Origin of the sequence: Streptomyces sp. NPDC004667 (assembly GCF_040609475.1) — a bacterium.
Taxonomy (GTDB): Bacteria; Actinomycetota; Actinomycetes; order Streptomycetales; family Streptomycetaceae; genus Streptomyces.
Genome location: NZ_JBEXKC010000014.1, coordinates 81,356 through 95,758, shown reverse-complemented (window position 1 = coordinate 95,758; position 14,403 = coordinate 81,356). Strand labels below are relative to the sequence as shown.

Sequence of the window (14,403 nt, the reverse complement as noted above, 5' to 3'; positions counted from 1 at the left end):
CGCAGATTCTTTGAAAACTGATTCCTCGAACTGATGGCGCGGAAGGGAACGTCGACGCTAGGTTCGCGTGTCATGTACCCGTCCGACGCGACCGCGTGCGGACGGCTTTTTCACGGATGATGTGGAGAACCCATGGCTCATCTGGGACACGGCCGCCGGCGAGCACTCGCCGTTCCGGTCGGCCTGGCGCTCACCGCCTCGCTCGCCTTCCTGCCCTCGGTCGCGGCCTCGGCCGCACCGCTGAGCGACACGGCGGGCCCGGCCGCGGCCGCGAAGCCCGCCTCCACCACCGGCCCGAAGCTGTCGTACGTGGCGAACCTGACCGCGTACGGGACGGTCAAGCAGGCCAAGAAGGCCATCGAGCAGGCCGGTGGAACGGTGGTGACGTCGTATGAGCAGATCGGCGTCGTCGTCGCACACTCCCAGAACCCCGACTTCGCCAAGCAGCTGCGCGCCCAGCGCAGCCTCTTCGTGTCGGTGGGCGCCACCCGGACGGCCCCCCTCCAGACGGTGCAGACCACCGAGGAGGGCACGACCCAGAAGCTGAGCGCGGCGGACGCCGCCAAGGCGGCCGCGCAGGCCGAGCCGGGGCAGGAGCCCCTGGAGTCCAACCAGTGGGACCTGCGCGCGATCAAGGCGGACCAGGCTCACAAGATCAACGATGGCAGCCCGGACGTCACCGTGGGCGTCATCGACACGGGTGTCGACGACACCCACCCCGATCTGGCCGCCAACTTCTCCAAGAGCCAGTCCGCCAACTGCGTGGGCGGCGTCGCGGACACCACGGACGGCGCCTGGCGCCCGTACCCCGACGGCAGTGACCACGGCACGCACGTAGCGGGCACCATCGCCGCCCCGCGCAACGGCATCGGCGTCAGCGGCGTCGCGCCGGGCGTGAAGGTCGCCGGCATCAAGGTGAGCGAGCCCGGAACCAGCCTGTTCTTCACCGAGGCGGTCGTGTGCGGCTTCATGTTCGCCGCCGAGAAGGGGATCGAGGTGACGAACAACAGCTACTACGTCGACCCGTGGATGTTCAACTGCAAGACGGACGACGACCAGAAGGCGCTGGTGGAGTCCCTCACCCGGGCCACCAGGTACGCCGAGCGCAAGGGCGTCCTCAACGTGGCCGCGGCGGGCAACGAGAACTTCGACCTGGCCGCCGACTCGATCCTCGACGACACCAGCCCGGACGACGCCACCCCCGGGCCCCGCACCATCGACCCGAAGGTCTGCCTGGACCTGCCCGCGCAGCTGCCCGGCGTGGTCACGGTCAGCGCGACCGGCGACAAGGGCCTGCGCTCGTACTACTCCAGCTACGGCCTCGGCGTCGTCGACGTCGCCGCCCCCGGCGGCGACAAGTGGCAGATCCCGGCCACCCCCGACGCCAATGGCCGGGTGCTGTCCACCCTGCCGGGCGGCGGCTACGGCTACAAGCAGGGCACCTCGATGGCCACCCCGCACGTCGCGGGCGTCGCGGCCCTGATCAAGAGCGCGCACCCGTGGGCCACGCCCGCGCAGATACAGGCGATGCTCAAGGGCCAGGCCACGAAGACGGCCTGCCCGGACAAGATCTACGACGGCACCGGCAACCTGATCGACGCCGCCACCTGCAAGGCCAAGTGGGGCCAGACCGGCTACTACGGCGCGGGCGTGGTCGACGCGCTCAAGGCCGTCAAGTAACGACCGCCGCGGGCGGGCCGGACGGGGTGCTCCCCCGCCCGGCCCGCCCGCAGCTCAGCGTCACGGCGTGATCAGGGCTTGATCAGGACCTTGAGGGCGCTGCGGTCGTCCATCGCGCGGTAGCCGTCCGGGACCTCGTCCAGGGACACGGCGCGGTCGAAGACCGGCGCCGGGTCGATGGCCCCGCTCAGCACGTCCTCCAGCAGCTCCGGGATGTACGCGCGGACCGGCGCCACACCGCCGCGCAGGGTGATGTTGCGGTCGAACATCACGCCGAGGTCCAGGCCGGTGCCGCTGCCGTGCGGGACGCCCACGTAGCCGATGGCGCCGCCGTCGCGGGTGATGTTCACGGCGGTCCGCATGGACTGCTCGGTGCCGACCGCCTCGATCACGGCGTGCGCGCCCTGCCCGCCGGTCAGCTCGCGGACGGCCGCCTCGGCGGCCTCGCCGCGCTCGGCGACCACGTCGGTGGCGCCGAAGAGCTTGGCTATGTCGGTACGGACGGTGTGCCGGCCGAGGGCGATGATCCGCTCGGCGCCGAGCCGCTTGGCGGCCAGGACGCCGCACAGCCCGACGGCGCCGTCGCCGACCACGGCGACGGTGGAGCCCTTGCGGACCCCCGCGCCCAGGGCGGCGTGGTGGCCGGTGCCCATGACGTCGGAGAGCGCCAGCAGGCCGGTCAGCAGGTGGTCGTCGGAGACGGCCTCGGCCGGCAGCTTCACCAGGGTGCCCTCGGCGTGCGGGACGCGGACGGCCTCGCCCTGGCCGCCGTCGTGGCCGACCGAGCCCCAGAAACCGCCGTGCACGCAGGAGGTGTACAGGCCCTCGGAGCAGTAGTCACACGTGCCGTCGGACCACATGAAGGGGGCCACGACCAGGTCCCCGGCGCGCAGGCCGGAGACGGCGGAGCCGGTCTCCTCGACGATGCCCAGGAACTCGTGCCCGATCCGCTGGCCGGGCTGGCGCTCGGCCTCGCCGCGGTAGGCCCAGAGGTCGCTGCCGCAGATGCAGGCGCGCAGGACGCGGACGACGGCGTCCTCGGGGCGCTGGATCGCAGCGTCGGGCACCTCCTCCACGCGGATGTCGTGCGGGGCGTGGATGACGGTGGCGCGCATGGTGGTGCAGCCCTCCGGATCAGTTGGTTCAGTCTTGTATGACTTCCCTACGGTACGCCTGCGCCGGTGCGATCGCTCCCATGGCCAGCAGGTACTGGGCCGCCAGGTAGGTGGCCATGATCCAGAAGTCGGGGCGGGGCGGCTGGGGCCACTCGGCGACGCCGGTCGCGATGAGGGTGTCGGAGAGCAGGAACAGCGCGCCGCCGATGCCCGCGGTACGGCCGAGTGCGCTGGAGCGGTAGGCCATGGCGGTGAGCAGCAGGCTGTACCCGGCGACGGGGACGCGCAGGCCGGCCGGCAGGTCCCCCCAGAGCAGCGCGACGGTCCCGACGAGCGCGAGGGCGTACGCGCCCCCGAGCACGGGGCCCGTCCGGCCGCGGCCGAAGAGCACGAGGTAGCAGACGTGCCCGGCGGCGAAGGAGCCCATGCCGACGAGGAAGGCGGGCTCGGCGTCGAAGAGCAGGGCGAGGTCGCCGCCCCAGCCGAACAGCAGGGCGGCGATCAGCAGGCGGGGGGCGCCACGGGTGATGACGTGGGCCACCAGCAGCGGCATCAGCAGTGGCTTGGCGATCACGTGCCCGAGGTGCCAGCCGGCCAGCAGCGCGCCGAGGTCGACGGCGGCGGCCACGCCGAAGGCGACGAGCAGCGCCCGCCCGGCGGCGCCGGCCGCGGGCCGGTGTCCGACGCTCGCGCGGCGGTCCGCCCAGGACGGCGTACGGGACCCGGTGGCGCTCACGCGGCACGCTCCGGCTCCGGCGCGGCGGCGGGCGCTCCCCCGGCCGGGACCCGCTGGGCGACGGGCTGCCAGCCCGGCCCGCGGAAGACCCGCCCGGCGCGCTCGCGCCAGCTGCCGGCGGCCCGTACGTCGCGGGCGATGGCGGCGTACTCGTGGGTGGCCACGCGCAGCGGGTTGTGGGTGCCGATGTTCTTGGTCAGCCCGTAGACGGGCCGCTCGGTCTCCCCGACCCAGGACCCGAACATCCGGTCCCAGACGATCAGGATGCCGCCGAAGTTGCGGTCGAGGTAGCCGCCCTGGGAGGCGTGGTGGACGCGGTGGTGCGAGGGGGTGTTGAAGACGTACTCGTACGGCCGCGGCAGCTTTCCGATGCGCTCGGTGTGGACCCAGAACTGGTAGAGGAGGTTGATCCCGTAGCAGAAGGGGATCGCGGCCGGGTGCACGCCGAGGGCGACCATGGGCAGGTAGAACCACCAGGTGGTGGCGCTGGTCCAGGGCTGGCGCAGGGCGGTGGTGAGGTTGAACCTGCGGCTGCTGTGGTGGACCACGTGGCAGGCCCACAGGATGCGGATGACGTGGTGCAGCCGGTGCTGCCAGTAGTAGAGGAAGTCCTGCGCGAGCAGCATCAGCAGGGCGGTCCACCACAGGAACGGCACGCGCAGCGGGGTCAGTTCGTAGACGGCCGTGAAGACGGCGACGACCGGGATCTTCCAGAGCAGGTCGAACCCGATGCTGCCGATGCCCATGGTGACGCTCGTGACCGCGTCCTTGGCGTCGTACCCGGCGGCGTCCTCGTCGGGATGCAGCCGGTAGCTCACCACCTCGATGACGGTGAGCAGGACGAACGCGGGTATGGACCACAGCACGACATCGGGCAGGTTCGGCATGCCCGCACCATAGAGGCGCCCCGGGGGGCTCCGCTAGAGGTTGTTACCGATCGGTATCCGACTAAGTTACCGACGGTACCCCCAGGGTGGTAGGGGCTTCGGGCGCAGCCCCGCCGGAGCGGCTCACGCGGTTGCCGCGAGCCGCTCCGGCGGGGTCCCGGACGCTGTCACCAGACGCGGACCGAGGCGCCGAGGGCGAAGGCCGGGCTGGTGGCTTCCGGGGGGATGCGGGTCAGGGGTTCGGCCACCTCCGAGACCAGGGGGCCGTGTTTGGCGGCCAGGGCGTCCAGGAGGGGGAGGTCGAAGCCGTAGACGCGGGCGGCGTTGCCGCCGACCATCGCCGCGACCTCCTCGCGCGGGAGGCCCGCGTAGGCGATGCGCAGGCCCTCGCGGGAGAAGGGGGTGGTGCCCTCGTCGTGGGGGTAGTCGCTGCCCCACATGATCTTGTCGAGGCCGATCCGGTCCCGCAGCGGGACCTCGTGGGGGCGCATGAAGCTCGCCCCCACGAAGCAGTTGTCCCGCCAGACCTCGCTGGGGCCCCGGCCCATGGCGTCGGCCAGGCCCGCCCCGAACTTGGCCTCCGCCGTGGCCGAGGCCGTGACGAGGCGGCCGTGGTAGTAGTCCAGCATCTCCAGGACGCCCGGGATCCAGCCCGAGCCCTGCTCCGTCAGGACCAGCTTCAGGCCGGGGTGGCGACGGAAGGCCCCGCCGAAGATCAGGTGCCACAGGGCGCGGTGGGAGAACCAGGTGGTCTCCACCATGAAGACGGCGCGGGCCGCCGGTTCGTCCCCGAGCGGGGGCGAGGCCGAGCCGCCGTGGTGGTTGACGGGGACGTCGAGTTCGGCGCAGACGGCCCAGATCGGGTCGTAGGCGGCGGAGTAGAGCTCCGGGACGGGTGAGCCCGGAGGGACTCCGGGCAGGAGGATGCCGCCCGTCAGGCCCGCCTCCTTCGTGCGGCGGATCTCCCGGACCGCCTCGTCCACGTCGTTGAGGAGGATCTGCGCCACCCCGGCCCGCCGGCCCGGCGCGTCCGCGCAGAAGTCGGCCAGCCAGCGGTTGTGCGCCTGCAGGCCCGCCCAGCGCAGCTCGTACTCCGCGGCCGTGGGCGGCTGCGTCATCAAGGAGGCCGCGGGGAAGAACGGCGGGATCGTGTTCGGGAAGAGGACCTCCGCGACGATGCCGTCCGCTTCGAGCTCGGCCAGCCGGCGGGCCGAGTTCCAGTTGCGGTCGGCGGTGTCGGCGAGGAGGTCCTCGTACGGGTTGACGTAGCCGGCGGCCCAGGCGTCGAAGGCCTCGTGGTGCCGCTTGGCCAGGTACGGCCGGTAGTCCGGCAGGTCGGCGCCCGCGTGGCAGTCGGCCGAGATGACCGTGTAGCGGTCCCCGGTGGTCACGAGACCCCCAGGACGGGGAAGTCGCCGCCCGTCAGCCAGTGCCGGCCCGTCTCGCGGGAGCGGGCCCAGGAGGCCTCCACCGCCGCCTGGTCCGGGGACTGCCCGAGCTCGTCCGGGGTGGGGCCGATCCGGCGGGCGACCGGGGCGAGCTTCGCGGTGTCGAAGCCGAAGACCTCGGCCGCGGCCAGACCCAGCATCCGGCGGGTCTCGGCCACCGGGACGTCGTGGAAGGTGCTGCGCAGCCAGTTGCGGGTGTCGGGCCAGGTGCCCTCGGGGTGCGGGAAGTCCGAGCCCCACAGGATGTTGTCCACGCCGATCTCGTAGCGCTGGGCGAGTTCGCGCCGCTTGGTGTTCGTGGCGCAGATGAACACCTGGCGGTCCAGGTACTCGCTCGGCGGGCGCTTCAGCTCCGCGAACGGGGAGAGCTTCTTGCCCCCGTGCGCCCCGAGGTAGAGCCGGTCCATGAACCAGAGCTGGTTCGGCAGCCACCAGCAGCCCGACTCGGCGATGCCGAACCTCAGGCCCGGGTGCCGCTCGAAGACCCCGGACCAGAGCAGGAACCACAGCGGGCGGGCCGGCCACCAGGTGACCTCGGAGACGTAGATGCCGAGGTGGTGCCCGTACTCGTGGCGGGGCGCGGCCCCCGAGTGGGTGACGATCGGCATCGCGGTCTCGGCGGCCGCCGCCCACACGGGGTCGTAACGGCGGTCGTGGTAGGGCGCCTGGTCCACCCACATGGACGGGATCATCAGGGCGCCGAGCCCGGACTCCTTGGCCCGGTGGATCTCCGCCACCACCTTGGCGGGCTCCGCGGTGATGGGCAGCAGGGCGACCCCGCAGTGGCGTTCGGGGTTCTGCGACACGAACTCCGCGAGCCAGCGGTTGTGCGCCTGCGCGCCCGCCATGCCCAGCTCGGGGTCCTGGTCGCCGGAGAGGCCGAGGCCGACGCCGAAGGGCGCGGCGGTCTGGCTGTCGACCGCGTCGGCGTCGGGGAAGACCACCTCGGCGGCGACTCCGTCACCGTCGAGTTCCTTGAGCCGCTGGGTGGCGTCCCAGCCGCCCTTGAGGCCCTCCTCGTTCTCGTGGAACCACTTCTGGGCGAAGGCCTCGTTGCGGATGCCCAGGCGGGTGGCCTCCTCGCGGCGGGCGTCGCGCTGGCCGAGGAACTCGTCGAACCGGGGGTGGAAGCGGGAGTCGAGGTAGGGGCGGTACCGCTCGGTCGGCAGGCCCGCGTGGCAGTCGGAGGAGATGATCAGGTACGGGTCTTCGTACGCGTTCACTGCACGGCCCCTCAGTCGAGGATGAAGCTTTCCAGGTAGGCGGGGTTGGCGCGGTCGAGCATCGACCGCGACCGGGCGCGGATCTGCCGGTCGCTGTGCTCGCTCGCCGGGAGCATCCAGAAGCGGTCGGCGCGGATGCCGTCGACGACGTGCTCGGCGACCTCCTCCACGGGGGTGAAGGCCACCTCGTGACCGGCCTGCTTCATCGCGGCCTCGTACTGGTCGAGGCTGCGGTACGGGGTCCTGCGCGGCCGCTGCTTCGCGTAGCGCTCGGGCCGGTTGCGGTGGGACTCCCACAGGCCGGTGCGCAGCATGTGCGGTCCGGGGAAGAGGACGGAGGCGCCGACGGCCGCGCCCTCGGCCCTGAGGTGGGCGTACAGGGACTCGGTCATGGTGACCACGGCCGCCTTGGTGACGGCGTAGACGGAGGCGGTGGGCAGGGGGGCGATGCCGCCGTCGCCGGAGGAGGTGTTGACGACGTGCCCGGGGCCGCCGGCCTCGATCATGCGGGGGACGAAGGCCTGGATGCCGTGGAAGACGCCCCAGACGTTGACGGAGAAGGCCCACTTCCAGTCGTTGGGCTCGTGTTCCCACATCCGGCCCTCGGCGCCCGAGCCGACGCCCGCGTTGTTGCACAGCACGTGGACGGCGCCGAAGGCCTCGTAGGCGGCGTCGGCCAGGGCGAGCACGGAGTCGCGCTCGCTGACGTCGACGACGCGGGCCAGGACCTCGGCCCCCTCGGCGGCCAGTTCCCCGGCGGCCCCGCGCAGGGCGTCCTCCTCCACGTCGGCGAGGACCACCTTCAGTCCCTCGGCGGCGAAGCGGCGGGCCATGGCGAGGCCGATTCCGCTCGCGGCGCCGGTGACGACGGCCACCTGTCCGGGCTCCAGGCGCATCAGACGCTCCCCTCGGGCGGCCCGTCGAGGATCTGCATCGGGTCGTCGTAGCGCTGGTGGACGTACGGGAGCAGGGCCTGGGCGCTGACGCGCTCGACGGCCCGGCCCTTCTGGTCGGTGGTCTTCTCGCCGATGGTGATCTCGACGACACGGCGTACGGGGAGATCGGCCACCGGGTCGTACATCGACTCGCGGAGCACCACGTCACCGGTGATGTGCTCCAGCTTGCGGACCTTCTCGTTGCGCGTGCAGTGGACCAGCACCGGGTCGGACTCGAAGCCCGAACCGTCCACCGCGGGCAGGAACTTGAAGTAGAAGTCGGTCTTCTGGACGGGCTCGGGCAGCGGCAGCGGGCGGTCCACCGCCCCGCGCACCTCGACGAAGGCGATCCCGTGCCGGGCGAGGGCGGCCCGCACGACCAGGCCCTCGCGTTCGACGGTCACCTCGCCCAGCTTCTTGGGCTCGCCGAACACCTCGCGGCCACCGGTCAGTGCGCGCTCGTGCGTCATCGGCATGACCAGCGGGTACCAGCCCTCGACGCCGCCGTGCCGGGCGGCGACGGCCACCGAGCCGGCGCCGAGCGGGTAGCCGGGGAGGTCGACCTTGCTGATGTTGGCCCGCACCAGGGGCCGCTCGGCGGGCTTCAGCGGCGGCGGCAGCACCGCCGCCACCACGTCCGGATCGCTCTCCCAGACGGCCACGACCCCGGTGGACCAGATGTCGGGGAGCTTCGAACTCTTCTCGCGCGACGCCGCGATCTCGGCCTCGGTGCGCGCTCCGTACCGTACGCGTGCCATGAATCGCACCCTCCTTCGGTCGGTCTGTAACACAGTTACACCGCCGCCGATGAAGGGTAAAGACCCCCGCACGCACCAGAACTGACGGATCGACAGATTGGCGGCCGGCCCATGGCGAGGAACCCGCTGACCCGTGAGGAGGTACTGGGGGCGGCCGCCTCGCTGGTCAGGCGGCACGGTCCGGCGGCCCTGACCATGCGCGGGCTCGCCGCCGACCTGGGCACGGCGGTGACCTCCATCTACTGGCACGTCGGCAACCGCGAGTCCCTCCTCGACGCCCTCGTGGAACGCACCGTCCAGGAGATGGGCGCCGTCCGCCCCGTCGGCCGCACCCCGGCCGACCGGATCCTGTCGGTGGCCCGGATCCTGCGCCGCGAACTGCGCGGACGCCCGCACCTGATCGCCATGGTCCACGAACGCGGCCTCACCGAGCGGATGTTCCTGCCCGCCCAGCGTGCCCTGGTCCACGAGGTGCACGCCGCCGGGCTGCGCGGCGCGCGGGCCGCCGACGCCGTACGCGCGATCCAGTTCCAGATCGTCGGCTTCCTGCTCGTCGAGCGCAACCGCGAACGCTCCCCCGCCCAGTCCCCCGCCGAGGGCGACCTCTGGGACCGCGCCACGGCCCCCGACGACCCTGCCCTGGCCCGCGCCCTGTCCCGCCCGGCCGACCCGGAACGGCTGTTCCTGCTGTCGGTGCGGGCGCTGACGGAGGCCCTGCTCGCACCGGAGCGGCCGGATCCCTCACCCCGGTGAGCGCCGGGAACCTCGTGGCCGAGCCGCAATGAAGGGCCATCGGGCCACGGCTGTCGGTCGGGGCCGATATCCTCTGTGACCATGCTCGACGACCGTACGACCGCAGACACGACGTGGCCGACCGCGTACCCCGAGGGGTACGCGGTCGTCGACGTGGAGACCACCGGGCTCGCTCGTGACGACCGGATCGTGTCCGCGGCCGTCTACCGGCTCGACGCGCGGGGCGAGGTGGAGGACCACTGGTACACCCTGGTCAACCCGCGCCGGGACCCGGGGCCGGTCTGGATCCACGGGCTCACCAGCGAGATGCTCGCCGACGCGCCCCTCTTCGAGGACATCGCCGAGGAGTTCGCCGAGCGGCTCGCGAACCGGGTGCTCGTCGCGCACAACGCCATCTTCGACTGGCAGATGATCGCCCGGGAGTACGCGCGGGCCTCCCGGACCGCGCCGGTGCGCCAGCGGCTGTGCACCATCGCCCTGTCGAAGGAACTGGACCTGCCGCTGCCCAACCACAAGCTGGAATCGCTCGCCGCGCACTACGGCGTGGTCCAGCAGCGCGCCCACCACGCGCTGGACGACGCCCGGGTGCTGGCGGAGGCCTTCCGTCCGTCGCTGCACACCGCCGCGCGGGGCGGCGTACGGCTGCCCCTGCTGGAGTGCCGGGCGCTGACGGAGTGGTCGGACTCCCCCGCCACGCCCCGGATCGGCTACCAGGCCTCGTACGGCGGCTCCGGCACCTGGCGGGCCTCGCGCAAGCGGCCGCCGTGCCCGTACCCCAACCCGGGGCGCTTCGAGGACGGCACGCCGCTCAAGCAGGGCATGCGGGTCGCCTTCTCGGGTGACACCTCGGTGGACCGGGAGCTGCTGGAGGACCGGGCGGTGGAGGCGGGCCTGCACATCGCGACGAGCGTGTCGCGGCTCACCAGCCTGCTGGTGACCAACGACCCCGACTCGGCGACCTCCAAGACGGTCAAGGCGAAGGCCTTCGGCACCCCGGTGGTGGACGAGGCGGCGTTCACCCAGCTGCTGCGGGACGTCGCACCCGCGCAGGAGTGCTAGAAGGGCGTTGCTCCGGCCGGGTGCAGGGGCCGCGACTCACCCCGGTTGATCTTGTTCCGGCCGTCCGTCGTGCGCAGCATGCGGCGCATGGCACGTTGTGAGGTCTGCGGAAACGATTACGGCATGTCCTTCGAGGTGCACGCGCAGGGCGCGGTGCACGTCTTCGACTGCTTCTCCTGCGCCATCCACCGCATGGCACCCATCTGCGAGCACTGCCGGGTCCAGATCATCGGGCAGGGCGTCGAGGTCCAGGGACAGTGGTTCTGCGGCGCGCACTGCGCCCGCGCGGAGGGGAAGGTGGGCATCACCGACCGCGTCTGACCCCGGCTTCCCCCGCTTCCCCCCGTCGTCCCGACCCCGGATGGCCACCCGGCCACCGGGGTCCCCGTCGCTGCGGGTACCGTCGTGGGCGTGTACCGCTTCGTCCTGACCCGGCAGTGGGTGTGCCTCACCCTCATCGCCCTCGTCCTCATCCCCGCGATGATCAAGCTGGGGTTCTGGCAGTTCCACCGCCACGAGCACCGCGTCGCGCAGAACGAGCTGATCGCGAAGAACCTGTACGCGAAGCCGGTGCCGATGACCGGGGTCACCTCGCCCGGCCACACCGTCCCGAGGGCCGACTACTGGCGCGCCGTCACCGCCACCGGCACCTACGACCCGGCGCACGAGGTGGTCGTACGGATGCGCACCTCCAACAACGACAAGGTCGGTTTCCAGGTCGTCACCCCGCTGGTGCTGGCCGACGGCCGGGCGGTGCTGGTCAACCGGGGCTGGGTCGCGGGCGGCGACGACCCGCGCGCCTACCCGCCGGTGCCGGCCGCGCCCGCGGGCGAGGTCACGGTCACCGGGCGGCTGAAGGCCGACGAGACCAGCGGCGACAGCGGGATCAAGGACCGCAAGGGCCTGCCCGACCGCCAGGTGATGCTGATCGACAGCGGGCAGCAGGCGGCCGCCCAGGGCCGGCCCGTCCTCGGCGGCTACCTGGAACTCACCTCCCCGCTCCCGGCGGGCGGCAGCCCGGAGGCGGTGGCCGAGCCCGACCACGACTCGATCGGCCCGCACATGGCGTACGCGGTCCAGTGGTGGCTGTTCGCGGCGGCGGTACCGGTGGGCTGGGTGGTCCTGGTGCGCCGGGAGAAGCGCGACCGCGAGGAGGCCGCGGCGAAGGCCGTACCACTGGAGCCCGCTCCGGCGTAGCGTGGCCCGCATGGATCTTGGACTGAAGGACCGTGTCTATGTCGTCACCGGAGCCACCCGCGGGCTCGGCTTCGCCTCCGCGCGGGAACTGACCGCCGACGGGGCGAAGGTCGTACTGACCGGCCGGGACGAGAAGCGGGCGGCGGACGCCGCCGCCGAACTCGGCCCGAACGCGCTGGGCCTGGCGGCGGACAACTCCGACCCGCGGGCGGCGGCCCGGCTGGTGGCCACCGCCAGGGAACGTTTCGGCCGCTTCGACGGCATCCTCATCAGCGTCGGCGGACCGCCGGCCGGCAGTGCGGCGGACAACACCGACGAGCAGTGGACGGCGGCCTTCGAGTCGGTGTTCCTGGGCGCGGTCCGCCTCGCCCGCGCGGCGGCGGACGCCCTGGGCGAGGGCGGGGTCGTCGGTTTCGTGCTGTCGGGTTCCGTCCACGAGCCGATCCCCGGCCTGACCATCTCGAACGGCCTGCGCCCCGGGCTCGCGGGCTTCGCGAAGTCCCTGTCGGTGGAACTGGGCCCGCGCGGGATCCGCGTGGTCGGGCTGCTGCCGGCCCGGATCGACACCGACCGGGTCCGTGAGCTGGACGCGCTGTCCGGGGACGTGGACGCCGCCCGCGCGGGGAACGAGTCCCGGATCCCGCTGCGGCGGTACGGGACGCCGGAGGAGTTCGGGCGTACGGCGGCCTTCCTGCTGTCCCCGGCGGCGTCCTACCTCACCGGGGTGATGCTCCCGGTGGACGGCGGCTCGCGCCACGGCTTCTGAGGCACGCTCCGGCGGGCACCCCCTCAGGTCACGCGCCGCGCGTGGTGGGAGGAGACCTCCAGGCGGGCCTCGGCGGGCAGTTCCGCGAGGCCCGCCGAGGTCCGGGCGTGCGTGAGGACGGGGCCCGCGAGCCCGGCGAGGGCGTCGGCGGGCACGGCGTGGGGCTCCAGCTGCAGGGCGATGCGCAGGGCCGGGGAGCCCCGTCGGCCCCGGAGGGCGACCTTGCACCCGGCGACCCCGTCGAGCGCTCCCGCCTCGGCGGCCACCGCCGCTTCCAGGGTGCGGCCCCGCAGCTGGGCGTACGCCCCGTCGCCGGTGTCCAGGGACAGCGCCGGGAGGCGGGAGCGCCGCAGCTGCGCCAGCAGCCACCACAGCGCCAGCAGGACGCACACCGCCAGGGCGGCGAGGAGCGCCCACCACCACCAGCCCTCCGGATGCCCGTACCGGCGGCGGGCCTCGGCCGTGAGCAGGGGGGCGTGCCGGCCGCCGAGCGGCCGGGAGCCGGTCAGCAGGCAGACCCCGGCCGCCAGCAGGACCAGCCCGGCCAGTCCCAGCAGGATCCGGTTCACCGCTCCGAGCATCCGCTCACCTCCTGACCCTGACCCGGGGCCTCGGCGGGTGCGCGAGGCCCAGCTCCTCGATGCCGGTGGCGAGCACCGCGTCGAGGTCGGCGCGTACGTCGTCCAGTTCGCGGAAGTGCGAGGTGGCCTTGATCCCGACGCGGCCGCGGCCCATCCGCACCCGGACCGACCGCACCCCGGACACCTCCATGGCCCGGTCCCGCAGCACCAGGGCGGCGGCCTTGCGCCGGATCCCCGCCCGCACGCCCGGCTCGGCCCGCATCGGCAGCAGCCCGCGCACTCCGGGGGCGAGGGCCAGCACCAGGAGGACGGCCCCGGCCAGCGCGAGGAGCGCGCCGGCCACCAGGACCCCGGTGTCGGCCGGGGTGTGCCGTTCCAGCTGTCCGGCGAGTTCGCGGCGCCAGCGCATCGCGGGCCGCCCGGACCGTACGGCGGCCAGGTCGTAGAGGAACAGCCCGGCGGCCACGAGCACCACCAGCGCGGTGAGCCCGGCGGGGATCCGCCGGGCGGATCGGAAGCGGCGCGGGGTCGTCACCTCAGCCGCCGGTCCCGTCCGGCGGAGGCCGGCCCGAGCTGCGCGGGGTGCAGGTGCTCGATGTCGATGTCGACCTCGGGGACGGTCATGCCGGCGCACTCCTCGACCCGGAGGGCGACCCGGCGGCGGACGTCCGCGCACTGGGTGGCGAGGTCGGAGGGGTAGGCCAGCTCCAGGCTGACCCGTACCCGGGCGATGTCGTGGTGGACGGTGACGGCCGCGTGCGGGACCTGTCCGGGCAGGACGTCGAGGGCTTCCCGGGCGGCCTGGGCGGCGATCTTGGCGACGACCCGGTCGGCGATGCGGGTGGCCCCCCGCTCGGCGGGCGGCACCCGCGGCGGCACGGCCCGGGGCGCGGGGGTGCCGGGCCGGTTACCCGGCGGGATGCCCGGCGGGGTGCCCGGCGGGGTGCCCGGATCGGTGCGCTCCATCGCGCCGGAATCGCTGCCGGGATCGCTGCCGGGCACGGTGCCGGAATCGCTGCCGGGCCCGGTGCCCGGATCGCTGCCGGGCCCGGTGCCCGGATCGTCGCTCATCGGGGTCCGCGCCGGTCGTCGCGGCCGCGCGGGCGGAACAGGTCGCCCGCGTCCAGGTCCCCGTCGAGGAACCGGCCGACGACGAAGCCGACGGCGCCGAGCGCCGCCACCAGCAGGAAGGCCCCGAAGCCACCGAAGTAGCCGGCGAAGCCGAGTGCCATGCCGGCCAGCAGGCCGGCGACCGCCATGCTCAT

Annotated in this window: 17 protein-coding genes; 6 read left to right on the top strand and 11 right to left on the bottom strand. The window is 73.4% G+C overall.

Going from position 1 to position 14,403, the window contains the following annotated elements:
* The first annotated feature begins 132 nt into the window (after nt 1-132).
* Nucleotides 133-1,680 (top strand): S8 family serine peptidase, encoded by a 1,548-nt coding sequence (locus tag ABZW32_RS10985; protein WP_356214090.1) that lies wholly within the window; start codon nt 133-135, stop codon nt 1,678-1,680.
* 71 nt (nt 1,681-1,751) lie between these two features.
* Here the strand turns inward: ABZW32_RS10985 and ABZW32_RS10980 are convergent, their stop codons facing one another.
* The 7 genes from ABZW32_RS10980 to ABZW32_RS10950 form a co-directional block, all read right to left on the bottom strand.
* The gene (locus ABZW32_RS10980; RefSeq protein WP_285537510.1) at nt 1,752-2,795 is read right to left on the bottom strand and encodes a zinc-dependent alcohol dehydrogenase family protein; all 1,044 of its coding nucleotides are present in this window, start codon (nt 2,793-2,795) and stop codon (nt 1,752-1,754) included.
* 28 nt (nt 2,796-2,823) lie between these two features.
* Nucleotides 2,824-3,531: a lysoplasmalogenase gene (locus ABZW32_RS10975; protein ID WP_356214088.1), complete on the bottom strand. Its 708-nt coding sequence runs from the start codon at nt 3,529-3,531 to the stop codon at nt 2,824-2,826.
* The gene (locus tag ABZW32_RS10970; RefSeq protein WP_356214086.1) at nt 3,528-4,418 is read right to left on the bottom strand and encodes a sterol desaturase family protein; all 891 of its coding nucleotides are present in this window, start codon (nt 4,416-4,418) and stop codon (nt 3,528-3,530) included. The genes ABZW32_RS10975 and ABZW32_RS10970 overlap by 4 nt, the downstream gene beginning before the upstream one ends.
* Before the next feature lie 167 nt (nt 4,419-4,585).
* On the bottom strand, nt 4,586-5,809 hold the full coding sequence (locus ABZW32_RS10965; protein ID WP_356214084.1) for an amidohydrolase family protein: 1,224 nt from the start codon (nt 5,807-5,809) through the stop codon (nt 4,586-4,588).
* Nucleotides 5,806-7,089 carry an amidohydrolase family protein gene (locus ABZW32_RS10960; RefSeq protein WP_356214082.1) on the bottom strand — a complete coding sequence of 428 codons (1,284 nt, stop codon included), beginning with the start codon at nt 7,087-7,089 and terminating at the stop codon, nt 5,806-5,808. The genes ABZW32_RS10965 and ABZW32_RS10960 overlap by 4 nt, the downstream gene beginning before the upstream one ends.
* 11 nt (nt 7,090-7,100) lie before the next feature.
* On the bottom strand, nt 7,101-7,985 hold the full coding sequence (locus ABZW32_RS10955) for an SDR family NAD(P)-dependent oxidoreductase (RefSeq protein WP_356214080.1): 885 nt from the start codon (nt 7,983-7,985) through the stop codon (nt 7,101-7,103).
* Nucleotides 7,985-8,782 carry an acetoacetate decarboxylase family protein gene (locus tag ABZW32_RS10950; RefSeq protein ID WP_356214078.1) on the bottom strand — a complete coding sequence of 266 codons (798 nt, stop codon included), beginning with the start codon at nt 8,780-8,782 and terminating at the stop codon, nt 7,985-7,987. Before ABZW32_RS10950 ends, ABZW32_RS10955 begins: the two co-directional genes overlap by 1 nt.
* A 111-nt stretch (nt 8,783-8,893) precedes the next feature.
* Between ABZW32_RS10950 and ABZW32_RS10945 the strand changes: the two genes are divergently transcribed.
* The 5 genes from ABZW32_RS10945 (at nt 8,894) to ABZW32_RS10925 (ending at nt 12,557) form a co-directional block, all read left to right on the top strand.
* Nucleotides 8,894-9,535 (top strand): TetR family transcriptional regulator, encoded by a 642-nt coding sequence (locus ABZW32_RS10945; RefSeq protein WP_356214076.1) that lies wholly within the window; start codon nt 8,894-8,896, stop codon nt 9,533-9,535.
* 81 nt (nt 9,536-9,616) lie between these two features.
* The gene (locus ABZW32_RS10940) at nt 9,617-10,594 is read left to right on the top strand and encodes a DEDDh family exonuclease (RefSeq protein ID WP_356214074.1); all 978 of its coding nucleotides are present in this window, start codon (nt 9,617-9,619) and stop codon (nt 10,592-10,594) included.
* Between the two features lie 87 nt (nt 10,595-10,681).
* Nucleotides 10,682-10,915, top strand: coding sequence for a hypothetical protein (locus ABZW32_RS10935; RefSeq protein ID WP_078950449.1), 234 nt, complete (start codon nt 10,682-10,684; stop codon nt 10,913-10,915).
* 90 nt (nt 10,916-11,005) lie between these two features.
* Nucleotides 11,006-11,791: an SURF1 family protein gene (locus ABZW32_RS10930; protein WP_356214072.1), complete on the top strand. Its 786-nt coding sequence runs from the start codon at nt 11,006-11,008 to the stop codon at nt 11,789-11,791.
* A gap of 10 nt (nt 11,792-11,801) precedes the next feature.
* The gene (locus ABZW32_RS10925; protein WP_356214070.1) at nt 11,802-12,557 is read left to right on the top strand and encodes an SDR family oxidoreductase; all 756 of its coding nucleotides are present in this window, start codon (nt 11,802-11,804) and stop codon (nt 12,555-12,557) included.
* A gap of 23 nt (nt 12,558-12,580) precedes the next feature.
* On the opposite strand, the gene amaP is transcribed toward ABZW32_RS10925, so the two are convergent.
* The 4 genes from amaP to ABZW32_RS10905 form a co-directional block, all read right to left on the bottom strand.
* Nucleotides 12,581-13,138, bottom strand: coding sequence for an alkaline shock response membrane anchor protein AmaP (gene amaP / locus ABZW32_RS10920; RefSeq protein ID WP_356214068.1), 558 nt, complete (start codon nt 13,136-13,138; stop codon nt 12,581-12,583).
* Between the two features lie 4 nt (nt 13,139-13,142).
* On the bottom strand, nt 13,143-13,673 hold the full coding sequence (locus ABZW32_RS10915; RefSeq protein WP_356214066.1) for a DUF6286 domain-containing protein: 531 nt from the start codon (nt 13,671-13,673) through the stop codon (nt 13,143-13,145).
* A complete protein-coding gene (locus ABZW32_RS10910) occupies nt 13,670-14,017 on the bottom strand; it encodes a hypothetical protein (RefSeq protein ID WP_356214162.1) in 348 nt (115 codons plus the stop codon). The genes ABZW32_RS10915 and ABZW32_RS10910 overlap by 4 nt, the downstream gene beginning before the upstream one ends.
* A 188-nt stretch (nt 14,018-14,205) precedes the next feature.
* A complete protein-coding gene (locus ABZW32_RS10905) occupies nt 14,206-14,403 on the bottom strand; it encodes a hypothetical protein (protein WP_356214064.1) in 198 nt (65 codons plus the stop codon).

Coding starts and splice junctions, on each gene's coding strand:
- ABZW32_RS10985 (WP_356214090.1), top strand. CDS start 133: ATGGCTCATCTGGGACACGGCCGCCGGCGAGCACTCGCCGTTCCGGTC.
- ABZW32_RS10980 (WP_285537510.1), bottom strand. CDS start 2,795: ATGCGCGCCACCGTCATCCACGCCCCGCACGACATCCGCGTGGAGGAG.
- ABZW32_RS10970 (WP_356214086.1), bottom strand. CDS start 4,418: ATGCCGAACCTGCCCGATGTCGTGCTGTGGTCCATACCCGCGTTCGTC.
- ABZW32_RS10955 (WP_356214080.1), bottom strand. CDS start 7,985: ATGCGCCTGGAGCCCGGACAGGTGGCCGTCGTCACCGGCGCCGCGAGC.
- ABZW32_RS10950 (WP_356214078.1), bottom strand. CDS start 8,782: ATGGCACGCGTACGGTACGGAGCGCGCACCGAGGCCGAGATCGCGGCG.
- ABZW32_RS10945 (WP_356214076.1), top strand. CDS start 8,894: ATGGCGAGGAACCCGCTGACCCGTGAGGAGGTACTGGGGGCGGCCGCC.
- ABZW32_RS10940 (WP_356214074.1), top strand. CDS start 9,617: ATGCTCGACGACCGTACGACCGCAGACACGACGTGGCCGACCGCGTAC.
- ABZW32_RS10935 (WP_078950449.1), top strand. CDS start 10,682: ATGGCACGTTGTGAGGTCTGCGGAAACGATTACGGCATGTCCTTCGAG.
- ABZW32_RS10925 (WP_356214070.1), top strand. CDS start 11,802: ATGGATCTTGGACTGAAGGACCGTGTCTATGTCGTCACCGGAGCCACC.
- amaP (WP_356214068.1), bottom strand. CDS start 13,138: ATGCTCGGAGCGGTGAACCGGATCCTGCTGGGACTGGCCGGGCTGGTC.
- ABZW32_RS10905 (WP_356214064.1), bottom strand. CDS start 14,403: ATGAGCATGGCGGTCGCCGGCCTGCTGGCCGGCATGGCACTCGGCTTC.